This is a genomic window from Psychrobacter sp. ASPA161_9 (assembly GCF_051970275.1).
In the GTDB taxonomy this organism is placed as follows: domain Bacteria; phylum Pseudomonadota; class Gammaproteobacteria; order Pseudomonadales; family Moraxellaceae; genus Psychrobacter.
Map to the genome: position 1 here is coordinate 57,795 of NZ_JBEFNI010000005.1, position 16,683 is coordinate 74,477.

14 protein-coding genes are annotated in these 16,683 nt (G+C 43.7%); 4 read left to right on the plus strand and 10 right to left on the minus strand.

The annotated features are described in order from the left end of the window. Positions 1-71: 71 nt before the first annotated feature. The 8 genes from ACTQ9S_RS07320 to uraD form a co-directional block, all read right to left on the minus strand. Positions 72-1,019 carry a DMT family transporter gene (locus ACTQ9S_RS07320; protein ID WP_440454563.1) on the minus strand — a complete coding sequence of 316 codons (948 nt, stop codon included), beginning with the start codon at positions 1,017-1,019 and terminating at the stop codon, positions 72-74. A 212-nt stretch (positions 1,020-1,231) separates the two neighbouring features. Beyond that, entirely contained in the window at positions 1,232-1,798 is a 567-nt protein-coding gene (locus tag ACTQ9S_RS07325; RefSeq protein ID WP_068036981.1) for an ureidoglycolate lyase, read from the minus strand. Between the two features lie 170 nt (positions 1,799-1,968). Beyond that, the gene (locus tag ACTQ9S_RS07330; protein WP_068328757.1) at positions 1,969-2,805 is read right to left on the minus strand and encodes a bifunctional allantoicase/(S)-ureidoglycine aminohydrolase; all 837 of its coding nucleotides are present in this window, start codon (positions 2,803-2,805) and stop codon (positions 1,969-1,971) included. A 55-nt stretch (positions 2,806-2,860) separates the two neighbouring features. Beyond that, the gene (puuE, locus tag ACTQ9S_RS07335) at positions 2,861-3,841 is read right to left on the minus strand and encodes an allantoinase PuuE (protein ID WP_068036975.1); all 981 of its coding nucleotides are present in this window, start codon (positions 3,839-3,841) and stop codon (positions 2,861-2,863) included. Between the two features lie 48 nt (positions 3,842-3,889). Continuing rightward, positions 3,890-5,395, minus strand: coding sequence for an NCS1 family nucleobase:cation symporter-1 (locus tag ACTQ9S_RS07340; protein ID WP_068036973.1), 1,506 nt, complete (start codon positions 5,393-5,395; stop codon positions 3,890-3,892). A gap of 145 nt (positions 5,396-5,540) precedes the next feature. After that, entirely contained in the window at positions 5,541-6,881 is a 1,341-nt protein-coding gene (locus tag ACTQ9S_RS07345; RefSeq protein ID WP_440454564.1) for a urate hydroxylase PuuD, read from the minus strand. Between the two features lie 66 nt (positions 6,882-6,947). Further along, positions 6,948-7,316 carry a hydroxyisourate hydrolase gene (gene uraH, locus ACTQ9S_RS07350; protein ID WP_440454565.1) on the minus strand — a complete coding sequence of 123 codons (369 nt, stop codon included), beginning with the start codon at positions 7,314-7,316 and terminating at the stop codon, positions 6,948-6,950. A gap of 43 nt (positions 7,317-7,359) precedes the next feature. Further along, positions 7,360-7,881: a 2-oxo-4-hydroxy-4-carboxy-5-ureidoimidazoline decarboxylase gene (uraD, locus tag ACTQ9S_RS07355; RefSeq protein WP_068036966.1), complete on the minus strand. Its 522-nt coding sequence runs from the start codon at positions 7,879-7,881 to the stop codon at positions 7,360-7,362. 328 nt (positions 7,882-8,209) lie between these two features. On the opposite strand from uraD, the gene ACTQ9S_RS07360 reads away from it, so the two are divergent. Next, entirely contained in the window at positions 8,210-8,872 is a 663-nt protein-coding gene (locus ACTQ9S_RS07360; protein WP_068036961.1) for a TetR/AcrR family transcriptional regulator, read from the plus strand. A 146-nt stretch (positions 8,873-9,018) separates the two neighbouring features. Here ACTQ9S_RS07360 and ACTQ9S_RS07365 read toward each other — a convergent pair whose 3' ends face one another. Then, positions 9,019-10,458: a uracil-xanthine permease family protein gene (locus ACTQ9S_RS07365; RefSeq protein WP_068036957.1), complete on the minus strand. Its 1,440-nt coding sequence runs from the start codon at positions 10,456-10,458 to the stop codon at positions 9,019-9,021. Positions 10,459-11,141: 683 nt separating this feature from the next. Between ACTQ9S_RS07365 and ACTQ9S_RS07370 the strand changes: the two genes are divergently transcribed. The 3 genes from ACTQ9S_RS07370 (at position 11,142) to ACTQ9S_RS07380 (ending at position 15,669) form a co-directional block, all read left to right on the plus strand. Continuing rightward, on the plus strand, positions 11,142-13,286 hold the full coding sequence (locus ACTQ9S_RS07370; protein WP_440454566.1) for a TonB-dependent receptor domain-containing protein: 2,145 nt from the start codon (positions 11,142-11,144) through the stop codon (positions 13,284-13,286). Positions 13,287-13,440: 154 nt separating this feature from the next. After that, a complete protein-coding gene (locus ACTQ9S_RS07375) occupies positions 13,441-14,790 on the plus strand; it encodes a PepSY-associated TM helix domain-containing protein (RefSeq protein ID WP_440454567.1) in 1,350 nt (449 codons plus the stop codon). Positions 14,791-14,913: 123 nt separating this feature from the next. Continuing rightward, positions 14,914-15,669, plus strand: coding sequence for a siderophore-interacting protein (locus ACTQ9S_RS07380; protein WP_440454568.1), 756 nt, complete (start codon positions 14,914-14,916; stop codon positions 15,667-15,669). 129 nt (positions 15,670-15,798) lie between these two features. Here the strand turns inward: ACTQ9S_RS07380 and ACTQ9S_RS07385 are convergent, their stop codons facing one another. Beyond that, on the minus strand, positions 15,799-16,572 hold the full coding sequence (locus ACTQ9S_RS07385) for an iron ABC transporter ATP-binding protein (RefSeq protein WP_440454569.1): 774 nt from the start codon (positions 16,570-16,572) through the stop codon (positions 15,799-15,801). Positions 16,573-16,683 lie beyond the last annotated feature (111 nt).

The following is a 16,683-nucleotide window of genomic DNA, read 5'->3' on the forward strand; positions in this document are numbered from 1 at the left end:
ATCTAATAAAAATAGCTGCTGCTGTATTCTAAATATTTTGAACGTTAATTTTTAGTAGCGCGTAATAAAAACTAAACTTTTTGCCGTCTTCTTAGCCAACGCGGTACACGCGTGGTAGTACCGTTTAATACGGCATTAAATAAAGCCGCCAATAAAATCAATACCACGCCCACGTATTGAATCCACGATAATGATTGGTGTAATAGCATTGTCGCAAGGGCGATAGCAGTCAACGGCTCAAAGATAGTAAATACTGAAGCGCGAGTAGCAGGTAGCTTCTCCAACGCTTTCATATAGAGACCAAAAGGTACGACTGTTCCAAGCAAAGACAGTCCTAAGACGTAGCCCCAAGTAAGCAAAGGCAAGGTTAATAATTGCTCATAGGTGTTATAGGTTTCAGGTAGCAATAGCAGCACACCAGCACTAATGACAATAGAGGTAAAAAATACCAAAGGGGCAGGATGCGCATAATGCATCGCGCGCTTGCCGAGTACTCCGTATAGGGAATAACACACGCCTGATAGCAGTCCGAGCACAATACCCCAATTGGCTTGTGCTTGCTCACCTAACATCGTTAAGCCGACGCCGAATACAGCCATTAGTGCTAGTAATGCCGACTGCCGCGTAATGGATTCACTAAGAAAAAACGCTGAGAAAAGTAAGCTAAAAACGGGCGCAGTATAAAGGAGGGCGACAGCGGGACCAGCACCGACATAAATAACGGCAAAGAAGTAGCATACCGACATACCAAGCACGCCAATTAAAGACTGTAGCGCTAGTCCAAGCCACTGCTTTGGACGTAGATTAACGAGATGTGGCCATAATTTTGGCAGCATGACAAGGATAAGAAAAGCAGCGGTAACGATGCGCAAAATGGTAATTTGCCAGCCACTAAAGCCAATTTGGTTGAGATAGGTCGAGAATATTCCTAAAGTACCCCAGCAGACAGCGGCTGTGATAATTTGAATAGTACCTATCCATGATTGCTGCGCTGACATTACGCTACCGGTGTTTGCCATATCGTTCTCTTATTAATGTCTAATTGTCGCTATGTTTTACAAGGCTTTTAGTTGTCCAAACTGTCTGAGCAACAGCGCAATATAATTCCCAAAGGCGGTACTAAAATAAGAAAAGACAACCCGATTGAGGGCTGTCTTTTGTATGTCATGATTCATTTAATGTTAAAGCTGTTTGCTAATGCTTAGTTAATACAGGTCAGCGAAGTATAAACTTAACTATGCTCACTGTTAATTTCACTTTTAGTTGCGCTGTCAGATTCACGATCAATTTCAATCTGAACTTGCCAATCATTGATATCAAGCTCATGGCAGTTATTGCCTTCGCCATTGATACGATCAATGACCAAAAAGTCAGAGTCACAACCAAGTGCGAGCAGTGGGTGATGCCAAACGTTGGCATCATATTGCACGCCTTGATGAGACTTGGCATAAAACACGGTCAAATCATCAGCAGACCGGGGCGGCTCGCCCGCAGGCGCAACGACGACAATATAATCTTGACCATGCATCGAAAAGAAAGCCTGTGTACCAAACGGATGATATTCCATCACTGACAAAGCGATAGGAAATTCGCGCTTTTTAGCACAGAAAATACTCATGCCGACATTGCCACCATCAAGCTTAGACTCAGCGATAGCATGATGGCGCTTGGCGTAGCCATTATTAATCTCATAACAATTTTCAGGCGTTTCTTGCTCTTTGTCGTACGGCTCAATAACCTTACCATATGGCGCAAACTCAGCTTTGGTCAAAGGTTTGGCTATGATTGTAGTACTCATGAATTCACCTTACTATGGGTTAATAGGGTCTGTTAATTGGTAGAGTCGTTTAATTGGCAGTATCAGCAACTTTACCATAAACCCGTACGCGACTTAAACCGTCATCTGGGAGTAAATGACATACTCGAATTAACGATTATGCCTCTAAACTGTTTATCGTTCTGGATGGGTTATCGTTCTGGGCGAATAAACGGCATATGTCTATTCACATCTTTATATAGTAAGTATCTAAATGGACCAGGTCCGCCAGCGTAACAAGATTGTGGGCAAAATGCGCGCAGCCACATAAAATCACCTGCCTCAACTTCTACCCATTCGCCGTTTAAGTGATATACGGCTTTACCTTCTAGTACATACAAACCATGTTCCATAACATGAGTTTCATCAAATGGGATCACGCCACCTGGCTGGAAAGTGACTATATTCACATGCATGTCGTGACGCATATCAGACTGCTCTGTAAACCTAGTGGTTGCCCATACGCCCCCTGTGTCCGGCATCTCAATAGCTTCAACATCGTGATCGCTGGTTACAAAGGGTTCGGGCGCATCAATACCTTCTACAAATTGATAAGCTTTGCGGATCCAATGAAATTTAACGTGCTTATCGCTATTGTTTTTCAGCGTCCATTTACATCCCGGCGGTAAAAATGCATAACCTCCCGCTTCAAGATGATGCGATTCACCTTCTATAGTCATATCCATTTCACCTTCAACGATGAATACAACACCTTCGGCTTTTGCATCTAGCTCAGGTTTTTCTGAGCCGCCATTTGGTGCTACTTCAACGATGTATTGTGAGAAGGTTTCTGAAAAACCGCTTAAAGGACGTGCAAGTACCCACATCCGCATTCCTTCCCAAAACGGCAGGTAGCTAATAACAATGTCGGTTAGTACACGTTTAGGAATAATCGCATAAGCTTCGGTAAAGATAGCGCGATCAGATAGTAACTGTGTTTGCGGAGGCAATCCGCCAGTTGGTGCATAATAAGTACTTTTTGTTGACATTATTCATGTTCCTTAGTGGTTTTGTGCCGCGATAAATTTGTGTCTGAGCTCACGTTTACATCCAGTTGGCAGTGTTATCAGCCGTGGCGGGATGGTTTTCATACCAGTGCTTAGCGATTTCGTCGCGGCGGCATATCCAAACATCGGGTTTACTGGTGATGTATTGCAAAAACTGTTTGAGGGCTTTGATGCGACCAGCACGGCCGATAATGCGACAATGTAGACCAATCGTTAGCATTTTAGGGGTATGCGAGCCTTCTTCGTATAAGGTATCGAAGCTGTCTTTTAGATATTGATAAAAGGGTTCGGCGTGCGTAAATCCAGGGCTTGAAGCAAAACGCATATCGTTGGTTTCAAGCGTATAAGGGATAACCAAATGCGGTTTGCGCTCAATCTTGTTGCCTTCTGCTACCTTCACATTGAGCCAGTAAGGTAGCTCATCAGCGTAAGAGTCGGAGTCATAGATATAACCGCCTTGCTCGGCTACCAGCTCGCGGGTATTAGGGCTGTCACGACCAGTGTACCAGCCCAGCGGCTGCCCGCCAAGCATCCGCTCAAAGATTTTAGTCGCCGCACGCACATGCTCACGTTCGGTCTCACGATACATATATTGATAAGTGATCCAGCGCAGTCCATGACTGGCGATTTCATGACCGTCCTCTAAGACGCGCTCGATAATATGCGGTGTTTTTTCAGCAGCGGCAGCACAAGTAAAGGTAGTAATGGGTAAGCCATATTCTTTAAACACATCTAATACTCGCCAAACACCCACACGGCTACCGTACTCAAATGCAGACTCTATAGACTGGTGACGATTATTAAATTCTGGCGTGCCTAAAACATCTGACAAAAAGCGTTCGGACTGACCATCGCCGTGCATGACGCTGTTTTCTGCCCCTTCTTCAATATTTAGTACGAACTGTACAGCAATCTTTGCACCACCTGGCCAATTCGCTTGTGGTGGATTGCCACCATAGCCTTTTAGGTCGCGTGGGTAGGTGTCTTGATTAAAATCGCTGGTGATTTTCTGAGTCATGTTCGATATTCCTTTATTTCAATTGAGATGTTTTTATTACCTAAAGTCTTATGCTTGATTAGGTTTTACGGCGTAGGGACGCATAAGTAGCCAATAAACGATACCACCTAACGCAGCTCCTAATAAGAAACCGTAACCTTCAAGTGAGGTGAGCGAAGGTACCAATACAGTGGCAAGCGAGAATAAAGCGCCAACAGCAAAGGCGATCAAACCGCGAACGTTCCAACCTTTATAATAGTAATAAGCGCCTGTGGGTTTTGCCGAAAACAAGTCATCCATATCGATTTGTTGGCGCTTTATTATATAATAATCGATGACCAAGATTCCGAAGAAGGGCGCAATTACGGCACCGACAGCATTTACAAAACCCACAATACCGATCTTACTAATAAAAGATAACCACAATGCGCCAACGAAAAAAGCGATAACAGCAGTGATTAAGCCGCCCTTACGAAAGTTAATATGTTTAGGAAACAAGTTGGCCAAGTCGTAAGCTGGTGGTATGAAGTTGGCGACCATATTGATACCGACGGTTGCGGCAAAGAACGTTAGGGCAGCGACGATAGTTAATGGCAAAGAGTCCACCCGATCAACGATATCTGACGGGTTCGTTAAGGCCTCACCAAATAAGACTAGAGTACCTGCGGTAATGACTAGAGCGATGAAGGAGAAAAACACCATGTTAATCGGCAAACCGAGTAAGTTACCCAGTCTCATATCACGCTCGCTACGCAAAAACCGCGAAAAGTCACCGAAGTTAATGACCACTGCGGCAAAGTAAGCGACCATAGTACCAACGATAGCCGTAAAGGCCTGAAAGGAGCTACCCGTATAATCGCTGCCACTAGCAAAGATGGAGTTAATAGCCGGTAATAACTCTGAGCCTGACTGATACCAGACCACGCCCATCAAGATAACCATCACCACATAAACTAGCGGACCTGCCCAGTTTAAAAAGTGCTTGATAGGTTCAACCCCTGCCCAAAAAAGCAAAATCTGAAACACCCAAACGATTACGAAAGCGAGCCAAGCGGTGCCGTTTAAGCCCAAAAAGGTTGCATCCGAGCTACCCATCATTAATGTTAATAAAATAGCGACCGCAGTGGATGCAAAATAGGTCTGCACGCCGTACCAAAAAATACCAATAATGGCTCGTAATATAGCCGGAAGATTAGCGCCATTGATTCCCATACTAGCTCGTATGAGTACTGGAAAAGGAATGCCATATTTGACGCTTGGCTTACCCGTCAAGTTAACCATCAGCATGACGATGAATCCTGAGCAGATAATCGCTGCCATGACCCACCAGCCATTCAGTCCATAACTCAAAAATAAGGAAGCCGCTAAGGTATAACCGAATAAGCTCTGAATATCATTGGACCAAACATTAAATATCGCAAACCAGCCCCAATTACGCTGTTCAGGCTGTAGCGGGGCAAGATCTTCATTATATAATCTTGAGTTTTTGCGTTCTGGATTGAAAGTGTTGCAATCATAGAGCGCGCTGTTGGACTTATTACTGAGCTGACTTCCTTGCTCATTCGCAGTGGACATCCTTTTCTCCCTTTAGATTGGAATCAATCGAAACCAAGATTGTTAACACTTAATAACGTTTATTGTTAACACTTTAAGGATGTCTAGGTCATTGGTCAAGGTAATTGTTTGATTGGTGTTTACTTATCTGTGTTTAGAATGCCATTTATAATCCGGAAGCATACGCTACAATTTGCTGACGTTCTTCATCCGTTAATTGAGTGAGGTTTCCTAGGGGCATATAGCCACTTTGTACCGCAGTGATGATTTTGGCTTTATGGATTTTTATGTCTTCGGGTGTCTGGATGATAATACCCGCTGGCGGTGCAGCAAAGCCTTGCTGGGTTGGCTGTGCGGCATGGCAGGTACTGCAGCGCGTGTGCACAACATCCATAATGGCATCGTCAGCTGAGGCCGTCACTGGAACGGCTGCTGCGGTGACATTTTCATCAGAGTCAGCCTTGTCAGTCTCATTAATAGCAGTAGCATCACTTGCTGTTTCATTGTTAGCATTAGCAGTTGGTGGCGTGCCGTCAGTTACTGCAGGCGCAGCAGCGACTGAAACGCTAGCGGCAGGTAATGGCTCGATTGGCGCTGGACGCATCCAAATAATTAATAGCACCGTTAATAATGCAGGAATCCATAGAAATTTTGTTTGCGTATTACCTAGATGTTTTTGGTTAAAATAATGACGTACAACAGCGGTGATAATACCTACGAATACCAAGACCAGCCAGCCGTGTGCATGAGCATACATCATTGGATAATGGTTGCTAATCATGGTAAAGATGAGCGGTAGGGTAAAGTAGTTATTCATTAGCGAGCGGTTTTTGGCTTGTAGCGCCAAGTCGGCCACTTCTTTACCTGGTTTTTCGCCGCGTCGCACACAATCTACAAGCGCACGCTGAGCTGGCATGATCCCAAAGAATACGTTACCCGCCATTACCGTACCTAAAATGGCACCGATATGAATAAATGAGGCACGATCGCTGAACAGCTGATATGAACCCCACGTCGCGATAATCAATAATATAAAAATAAGCGAGCTAAAGACAAAGGCGTTTTTACCTAAGTGACTGCGAACAATCACTTCATAAATAAAGTAGCTGCCGAATAAGAACAATAAGCTTGTCGATATAGCACCTATACTGCTACCAAAAGCGACTTTGCTTGGATCAATCAGGTAAGCTGTTGCGTTGGCATAATAGACAATAGAAAGCATTGCCATACCAGTCAGCCACGTCGTATAAGCTTCCCATTTAAACCAGTGCAGGGTCTTGGGCATCTCTTCAGGTTCAAGCTTGTATTTAGCAATCTCATAAAAGCCGCCGCCATGTACTGCCCATAAGTCGCCTGAGATGCCTTTATCAGTTTTCCATTGTGGCGGTTTTCGTAAACTCAAATCCAACCAAACAAAGTAGAAAGACGCGCCAATCCATGCAATCCCAGCGATAACGTGAAACCAGCGAAAAAATAAAGCTAACCAATCGAGAAGATATGCGCCCATGTGGCAAGTGTCCTTTTGTCCAATGTTCTTTCATCCAGTGTATTTTTACACTGTGACGTAATAAATTTACGAGCCGCGATACGTGCTGTAGCCATGTGCGCTAAGTAGTAGCGGTACATGGTAGTGACCGTTATCACTTATCATAAAATCGATGACTACTTGCGGATAAAAAGCCGTTAGATTTTGTGCATCAAAATAAGCTTGGGTATCAAACGTTAATGTATAACGACCAACATCTAAGTGATATTCAGCAATATCAATAGTTGGATCAAACGACCAGCTATCTGGCGTTACGCGTCCATCAGCGTTGGTGACGCCATTGGCTAATAATGATGCCTCACCGCTTGCGCTTACGCGGTGTAGCGTCACCGCTATGTCAGCGGCAGGTTTGCCAAGATGGATATCTAAGATATGTGATGAGAGAGTACCTGACATGATAATTCCTTTTATATATTGAACAAGTAAGGCAGCGTTTACGTTAAGCGGCGCCTAGCAGTTTCTGTAGGCGTAAACGCGTAATTTTATTTTGCTCAGCAGCGGCATTAACCAGCTCAGTAGCACGATCGTTTGGCAAACGTGCTAACAATAAATCCAGCATTTGCTGCGCGCTCTTGCCCGTTGCAAACACGATAAAGATAAAGCCAAACTTATCGAGATAATCTTGATTGCCTTGCGCCAATGCTGCAATCACATCATCCTCAGCATCATTTGCGCCTGACTGCTCATGCGCGGCACTATCTTGAGTGTTGCGGTATTTTTCTTTGAGCGAGTCGACATTGCCGATCTGTGGATGACCGTCAAACGCCTCAAGCAAATTCGCTTCAGTCGTTTGAGCCTGTTGCCATATTCCATCGCTACGGGCAAGCAAGGTGTCTATATCTGCAAAAGGACGCGCGTTTGCCAAGTCATGTGCCCAGCTGGTGCTAGTGCAACAAGTCAATAGGCGTGAGGTCGCATCGGCTTGAGATAGTTCATTAAATTGCGGTAACGTTAAGCTCACGGTGACATCCTTTTCTTTTTATACAAAAATTCTAGTAAGATAGAAGCCTAAGGTTCATAAGAAACTATTAAGGTTCATAAGCATCTATGACAATAGGATAATATTTTTCCATCAAATAAAGACTATGCGAAACCCGTGCTAAAGTAGTATTGCTTGAGTAGTCATTGGTCTGATATTATCTATTCTGCTTAAACCTGACCATTTGGTCAACTACTTTATACAAAATACTTTCATTTATCTTGCTATGTTTCATAAAAACTAGGGCTTTATCCTAATAGTTCACTGGAATATGGTTGTTTATTAATAACAATACCTAATGGCTCAAACTATGGCACAACAGAACCAAGCGGACACCTCACCTGCGCCTGAAGCACCTGCCCATCGTAGTCAACAAGATATTCGTGCGCAAAACCAAGCGTTGATTCTAGCAGCGGCTGAAGAGGAGTTCGTCCTACAAAGCTATCGCGGCGCGACTATGCAAGGTATCGCTGATCGAGCAGGGCTGCCAAAAGCCAATATTCATTATTACTTTAAAAATAAAAAGAATCTGTACAAGGCGGTGCTGCATTCTATTATTCAAGAATGGAACGAAGGACTGGTCACCATGACGGTTGATAGTGACCCTAAAGCCGTTATCGAAAAGTTTGTGCGTACCAAGTTGCATCAAGCATTTGTAAACCCAAATCGGCATAAGCTGTTCGCGCTTGAGGTCATTGGCGGTGCACCGCATCTACATGACTTTATGTCAACGACGATGCAAGAGTGGGCACTTGATAAAATAGAGGTGATGAAGACATGGCATGAGCAGGGCAAAATTGGCATTGCCGATCCATTGCAATTATTGATTTTGATTTGGGCAACGACCCAGAGATATGCAGAGTTTGAGACAGAAATCGTCGGCTTGATGCAAAAGAGTGCCTACGATGAACAAGATGAGGCGCGTGCGGCTGAGTTTTTAGTACCGTTCATTTTACGTGGCTGCGGTCTTTAACAGCAGGTAAAGGCTCTTGTTTTATATAGCCAAAACCACTTTAACGATAGTAGCTTTGTTAACGCTATATCGCTAAAGTGGTGATTGAGGTGCAGAAAAATTCTCTTCCTGATACTCTTCCTGCGCTCAATTAAATTATAGGCAAATCACAACGCCTGACTTTCTATCTCAATTTCGCTCTGAGACAATTCACGCACGGGCTTTAACTTTTCATCAGCATGTTGCTCTGGCTCATCAAATTCAACACCATAGTTCTTTGGCAAGATCATATCGAGAGCGATAGCAACGATACCTGACATCGTAACTGCTGAGCCAAAAATATTACGGAAAAATTGAGGGGTTTGGGCAAATACATCAGGGACAAAAGCAACACCCATTGATAGACCTAGTGAGGTCGCAATGATTAAGATATTACGATGGGTAAATTCCACGGTTGATAGAATACGAATACCTGCGGTCGCTACCGTTGCAAACATCAGTAATGTCACTCCGCCCACGACGGGTTTTGGTAATTGAGTGAAGATAGCGCCCAAAATAGGAAACATACCCATAGTGAATAAGATAGCACCCACATAAAAGCCAACATAGCGGCTAGCGATGCCCGTCATCTGAATCACGCCATTGTTTTGGCTAAACGTCGTCACTGGGAAGGTATTGAACACCGCCGCAATCAATGAGTTAACCCCATCACCTAAGACACCGCCTTTGATACGTTTTTCGTATAGTGGGCCTTTAATAGGTTCGCCTGAAATCATTGAGGTTGCAGTTAAGTCACCTGAGGTCTCAATACTGGTAATAATATACATAAAGGCGATAGGAATAAAAGCTTGCCAGTCAAAACCAAAACCAAACTTAAAGGGCACAGGCAAAGTAAATACGGGGGCTTCAGATACTAAAGAGAAGTCAATACGTCCCATGAACATCGCTGCAACCAAACCTAGCATTAGCCCAATAAAGATTGCACTTGAGCGAATAACTTTATTATCAATGATGCTGATCAGCACCACACTTACCAGTACACCGCCACCTAGTAGTAGGTTCTGCATACTACCAAAGTCCTCAGCACCAACGCCGCCTGCCAAATCAGTCAGACCTACTTTAGTCAATGACAGACCGATAGTGACAATCACGCAACCAGTAACGATAGGGCTCATCAAAGACTTAAGCTTGGTAATGAATTGGCTTAAGAAAATCTCGACGAAGGCACCAAGAAACGAGACGCCAAAGATGACAGAGAGAATCTCCTCTGGACTACCCCCTCGATTTTTTACCACAAAACCTGCTGCTAATACTGCAGCTAAAAAACCAAAACTAGTGCCCTGTAAAGCCATGAGTCCAGAACCTACAGGGCCAATCTTGCGAGTCTGAATGAAAGTCGCAACCCCTGATACCATCAAAGACATACTGATGAGGTAGGGGATGTGTTCGCCCAAACCCAAGACGCCGCCAATAATTAATGAAGGGGTAATAATACCGACAAAGCTGGCTAGTACGTGCTGTACCGCGCCCAAAAATGCTTTTGCAGGGGCAGGACGTTCATGCAGTCCGTATAACAAATCAGGGTTTCCTTGAGTGTGTTCACTCATTTTGGCTTCCTCCTAAAGTGACTTTTAGTCCAATCTCTGTCGGTAATATTAAGCAATACAAGAGACATATGGGTTAGAGCTCCCTATTCATTTAAAGCTCTCTAACGAATCGTATGGCCTATCTATCTAACAAAGAGTCGCACTGATCCTTGTGCTAATAAATAAAAAAGCCAGCCATTATTTATCGATAACAACTATTTATTTATTAATCTCACTAACCGTCATATCTTAAAACCTGACTATTTGGTCAGCTATATTAGGGTATAGCGAAAGGGTAACGCATTGCAACGTTTTTTTTAATATTATTGCGTTTATTTATTCGAGGAAAGTTCTTCATTAGAGCTGTAAAGCATAAATTATTAAATTAATTAGCGCATCGTGAAAGTTGCTAGAAAAGATGAGTATTAAGCGGTTAAGGTAACAAACACACGCGCGCGAATTTTTAATGCTAAATTTCTCACATTAATTATTGCCAAATTGTTAATACTTCGTTATTATGCCTCTCATAATTTAAATGCTAATCATTATCATTAACGTTTACAATGCGATTCGCATGTGCCGCTAGATGACGTTAAAGCATTAAGAAGTATAAACAAGCAGTTCTGGGAAAAGACCGTTGATAAATGGCTTTTAATAGTGATTTTTAAAAATCCAATTCTGATAGTAATTAAAGTGAGTGCGTTATGCGTGAAGTAGAGTTATCAAAGTCGTCAAAACCAGCAAAGCTATCTAGTCGATTGACCGTATTGTCTATGGGTGTGGCAGCGGTATTGTGGTCGCAAGGGTCACAAGCAGCCAGTACAGCTGCTGTAAAAGATATGCCAAGTACGACATTACAGACGATTACTGTGACGGCCAATAGCTCAGTCCGTGATAGTGTACAAGAAGATTCTGTCTACATAGATGACTACACGCCAGCCGCGCAAGCTAGCCACTTAAGTGATTTTTTGGACGTCATACCAGGGGTTGAAGTCGGTGGTACTTCATCGGTGAACCAGCGTGTGCGAGTACGCGGTCTTGATGATACCAATCTAAAAGTAACGATTGATGGTGCGCGTCAAGAAGGCGCGATGTTTTATCATATGGGCGATGTCACGATTGACCCAGACTTACTAAAACAAGCAGACGTATCGGTGGGCAACAATTCTGTCACGCTGGGTAATGATGCGATTGGCGGCGGTGTGGCTTTTGAAACCGTCGATGCGGCAGACTTGCTCAAACCTGGTCAAAAAGTCGGTGCCAAATTACATGCAGGTTACGGCAGCAATAACGACGAGCTACTCACTTCAGCAACCGTTTATGGCGCACCGACAGAGAATGTTGATTTGTTGGCTTATTATGGCAAACGTGATGCCAATGCTGGTGAAGATGGCAAGGGGCGTGAGATTCAAACCCAAGATAGCGAAGGCGAAAATATCCTATTAAAAGCGGGTGCCTATATTGGCGATGATCATCATGTTGGTGCTGGCTTTAGCCGTACCGAAAACGAAGGTTTATTCCCATTACGTCCTGATTTTCCAGCGAGCTCAGGCGTGGGTAGTTGGAATGAGATTCTCCCGCAAAAAGTAAAGCGTGATACCTATACGCTAGATTATAGCTATAATCCAGTGAATCGCTTAATAGACGTCGATACCAATGTTTATCAAACAGAAACGAGTATCTCAAGGGATACGGATTATACCGAAAATCTAGGTTATGACTGGGAAGCGGGCGTTAAGACCACTGGTGCTAAAATCCAAAACACCAGTATTATTGATGACGCTATCATCGCGGGCATCACAGGGACGCATAAGCTGATTGCTGGCGTTGAGCACTATAAAAAAGAGTCAGAGATGGCGCGTGACTCTGCCAAAACTGGCACTGATGAAGCAAAAAACACCTCAGTATATTTAGAAGACCAGTGGCAGATGGGTAAATTAACCCTAACGCCGGGCATACGTTATGACCGTTATGAGTCTCCTGAATTTGTATCGGCTGGCAAAACTTACGACAATGTCGTTGGCGCACTGGCTGCCAGTTACGAGATTGCACCGCGTACGCAAGTATTCGCCAGCTATACGCAGCTGTTTAACGGTCCAGATTTAAGCCAAGCTATCTTTAATCAAGATGGTGAAGATACCTATGTTAATAATGACCTCAAAGCAGAAGAAGGCTCGAACGCTGAAGTTGGTATGGCGACGACGCTTCGCGGTCTGACTAGCGCTGATGATGCGCTACGACTGAGTGCCAAATACTTTGAGACCAATATTGAAAACTACCTTGAATTTGTCCGTGCAGGTGGCAGTAGAACGGGTCTAAATTGTAGCACTGGCAAGCCTGGCACTACTGATTCCCCTGAGACATGTCAGGGTGTGATTAACAAAGACGAAGATTTTAAAATCAAAGGCGTTGAGCTTGCAGCCGATTATAAAATAGATAACTTTAACATGGGTCTTAGCTATGCGCGTGCCCGCAGTAAGGGCGAAAATACCGGTTATAACATCGCTTCAGTGAGCGGTAGTAGCTCTGAGTCTGGCGACAAATATATGGTCAACCTTGGTTACGCGCCAACGGACACCACAGAGCTTGGCTGGCGCAGTACCTATGTTGCTTCAGTGACGCCTAATACGAGTGGAGATGATATCGAAAAACCAAACTACGACGTGCATGATATCTTTATGAGCTATACACCAACTCAGGTTGAAGGCTTAAAAGCGACATTAGGCGTCTACAATATCTTTGATGAAACTTATGCCAGCCATGCCTCACGTAACAACGCTTTAGATGATAATTACACGGATTTTGAGATGGGTCGTAATATCAAAACTTCTTTAACGTATCAGTTCTAATCTAACTGCTATTGGTAATATTTAAAAAGCCAGCTGTCTTTGTATGAGAGCTGGCTTTTTTCATGCGGGTTTCTTCTTAACTTGGCAGAATTATCAATTAACAGCTACATTCTAATAACCAATCACATGATAAATTAATAAAGAATCAGGACTAATGACATCATTTTCATTTAATCTGCGCCAAACCTGTCTATGGATCCATCGTTATACCGGACTTGCGATGGCCGCTTTTTTAATCATGGCTGGTCTCACTGGAGCGCTGCTAGCATTTTATGACGAGCTGGACGATATGTTCAATCATGAGCTGGTGCATATTGAAGCGCAACGAACGCCGCCATTATCGATCGCTGAGCTGCATGACAAGGTCATTACAAGTTATCCAAAACAGACATTTTCGAGTATGCCAACCTCGATAGCGCCTGACAAATCTGCTGTATTTTTGGTAGATAAAGTAAGAAGCCCTAAAGCGAAATCTCAGCCTAAAGCCCCTTTCCAAGAAGTCTATATCAACCCCTTTACCAGAGAGATTATCGGTACTCGTAATAAGGATGAATGGGCATGGCGCAATACCATGTGGAAGGTGTTTTGGCTACACCGTGATTTGTTGCTGGGTGATATCGGTAGGCTGCTGTTAGGCTTAGTGGCGCTGGTGTGGACGCTTAATTGCTTTATTGGCTTTTATCTTACTTTTCCACGGGCAGTAAAGTCTAATAAAGCCAACTCGGATATTAATAAAAAAACCGTCAGTAAAAAACGTGCTTCATTATTTAAGCGTTGGCTACCTGCTTGGAAAATCCGCAGAAAAACCAATATCTTTAAGCTCAACTATGATCTGCACCATGCGTTTGGATTGTGGCTTTGGCTGATGTTATTTGTCATTGCTTGGTCGAGTGTGGGTTTTAACTTGCAGCAAGTTTATAAACCGGTGATGCAAGCAGTGGTTGGACTTGAAAGCAAAGAAGGTAAAGAAAGAGAAAAAGGTGAGTCAAATAAACCAGATAAATCTAGCGTGCAGGACATGCCAAGTTTTGCACCAGTTAATAATGAAACACGTGTTGCTGCTATTGTGAATAAAGCCAATAGTATTGAGTATGTTAGCAAGCAGGCGAATATTGCCGCGCAAAAAAATGGGGTCAGCGTCCAGCAGTTATTGGGATTGCGCTGGGTAGAAGAGGACAAGCAATGGCAAATGCGCTTTAAAACAGATAAGGATGTTGGCAGCCACAGCGGCGCCTCATCTATCACTGTCGATGCCCAAACAGGTAACGTTGAGCGCGTTAATTTTGGTTATCAAAGCTCATTCGGCAGTAAAGTAGACCAATGGTTATCAACGCTACACATGGGACATATTGGTCAAGGCGAAGATGAACAACTTACTCATCGACTGTATCAAGTATTCTTAGCGCTGATAGGTTTGGTCGTGACGATATTATCAGGCACTGGTGTTTATCTGTGGTGGAAAGGTCGGCAACAACGAGGCAAGGCGTTGCGAAAGCTGAAGTAAACATGACCTAATTGAAATGTGCACGTGAAGGTGCATAACATAATGCTAGTGTAAAATAGCTAGCACTTCAAACCGATCTTATCTAAAAGAAAAATATAACTTTATAAATAAAAGGATCTAAAAATGTCCAAACCTAGCCCAAGAATTTTAGAAGTTAAACGTATCACTGATATCACACCCAATATGCGACGTATTACGCTGGGAGGGGAAGGGATGAAAAACTTCCCAGTAGACCAAGAAAGCGCCTATATCAAATTGATGTTTCCTCAGGGTGAGGAGCAAAAACCAATCATGCGCACTTATACTATTATCCAGCAGCGTGCTGATGAGATGGATATCGATTTTGTATTACACGGTCTTAACCATAAAGGTGCTGAAGGACCAGCATCGCACTGGGCCAAAACGACTCAAGTCGGTGACACTATTTTGATTGGCGGTCCGGGTGCAAAGAAATACATCAATCATGAGGCGAATTGGTTTTTGTTAGCAGGCGATATGACTGCTTTGCCAGCCATCACGGTTAATTTGGCACAACTGCCAGAGGATGCAGTCGGCTACGCGGTCATAGAAGTGTTGAGTGAGGACGATATCCAATCTCTCACAAAACCAAAAAATATCGAGCTTGAGTGGGTTGTGAATGCAATGGCAAGTGATAGCCACTACCCAATACTTGAGCGTATTAAAGCACTTACTTGGTTAGCCGGTACACCTGCAGTGTGGGCGGCATGTGAGTTTAATAGTATGCGAGCGCTACGACGGTATTTTAAAGAAAAAGAAGTGACTAAGAGCCATCTCTATATCTCAAGTTATTGGAAGCTTGATAGCAGTGAAGATGAGCATAAAATTGTGAAGCGGGAAGATGCCGCGTTAGGGCTATAAGTCGCAAACACAAACAGCGATACCATATATCTCATACCAAATGAAACCGATACGCTATGTGAGATTTCCAGTCTTGCGTATCGTTTTTATATTGAACCAACTATATATGGGAATTATGGTGAAGCGTCACTATAACAATGTATCGACAATCACTGGACGACCCTGATGACTAAGAACTGAGACATCGACGTTATATAAATCCTTCATAGTCTCTTGGGTGATGACATCGGCAGGTTTACCAACTGCCATTACTTTACCTGCTTTCATGGTGACCACCGTATCGGCGAATTGTGCCGCTTGATTGATATCATGTAGGACGATCACCACGGTTTTTTGCTGGCTATGACTCAACTCACGCAGCTCACGCATCAGGCGGCCAGCATGGTACATATCCAGATTATTCAGCGGCTCATCGAGCAATAGATACGGCGTATCTTGGCAGACAATCATCGCAATCAGCACGCGTTGCCGTTGCCCACCGGACAATGTCGATAAGAAACGCTCGGCTAATGGTTCTAGCTCAAAGCGTTCAATAATATCCTGCACTTTTTGTTCATCGTTTGCGGTTGGTTGCCCTTGATGATAGGGATAGCGCCCAAACATCAGCAGCTCATGCACACGCAGTCGCCCTAGTACTTGATTGTCTTGTCCGAGCATCGCTACTGTCTTAGACAAGGTTCGCGCATGACAGCTAACAATATCACGTTCCTCATTATCTACAGCAAAACTTACCTGTCCTGACTGTAGGGGTTGCAGTCGTGCCATTACTGAAAACAGGGTGGATTTACCTGCGCCATTGGGGCCAATTAAAGCAATCACTTGTGAGGGTGGTAAAGACAAGGTAATGTCATGCAGGATTTGTTGTTTGCCAATATGGTGGGAGATATTATCTAGTTTAATCATACAGTTGGTCCGATTTAAAAACGCTATAACGCTACTGGAATAAGTTTTTTTCGCTTGCTGTGCCGATGCAGACAAAGGCTGCAAAAAACTTATCCCAATAGCATCTGCATA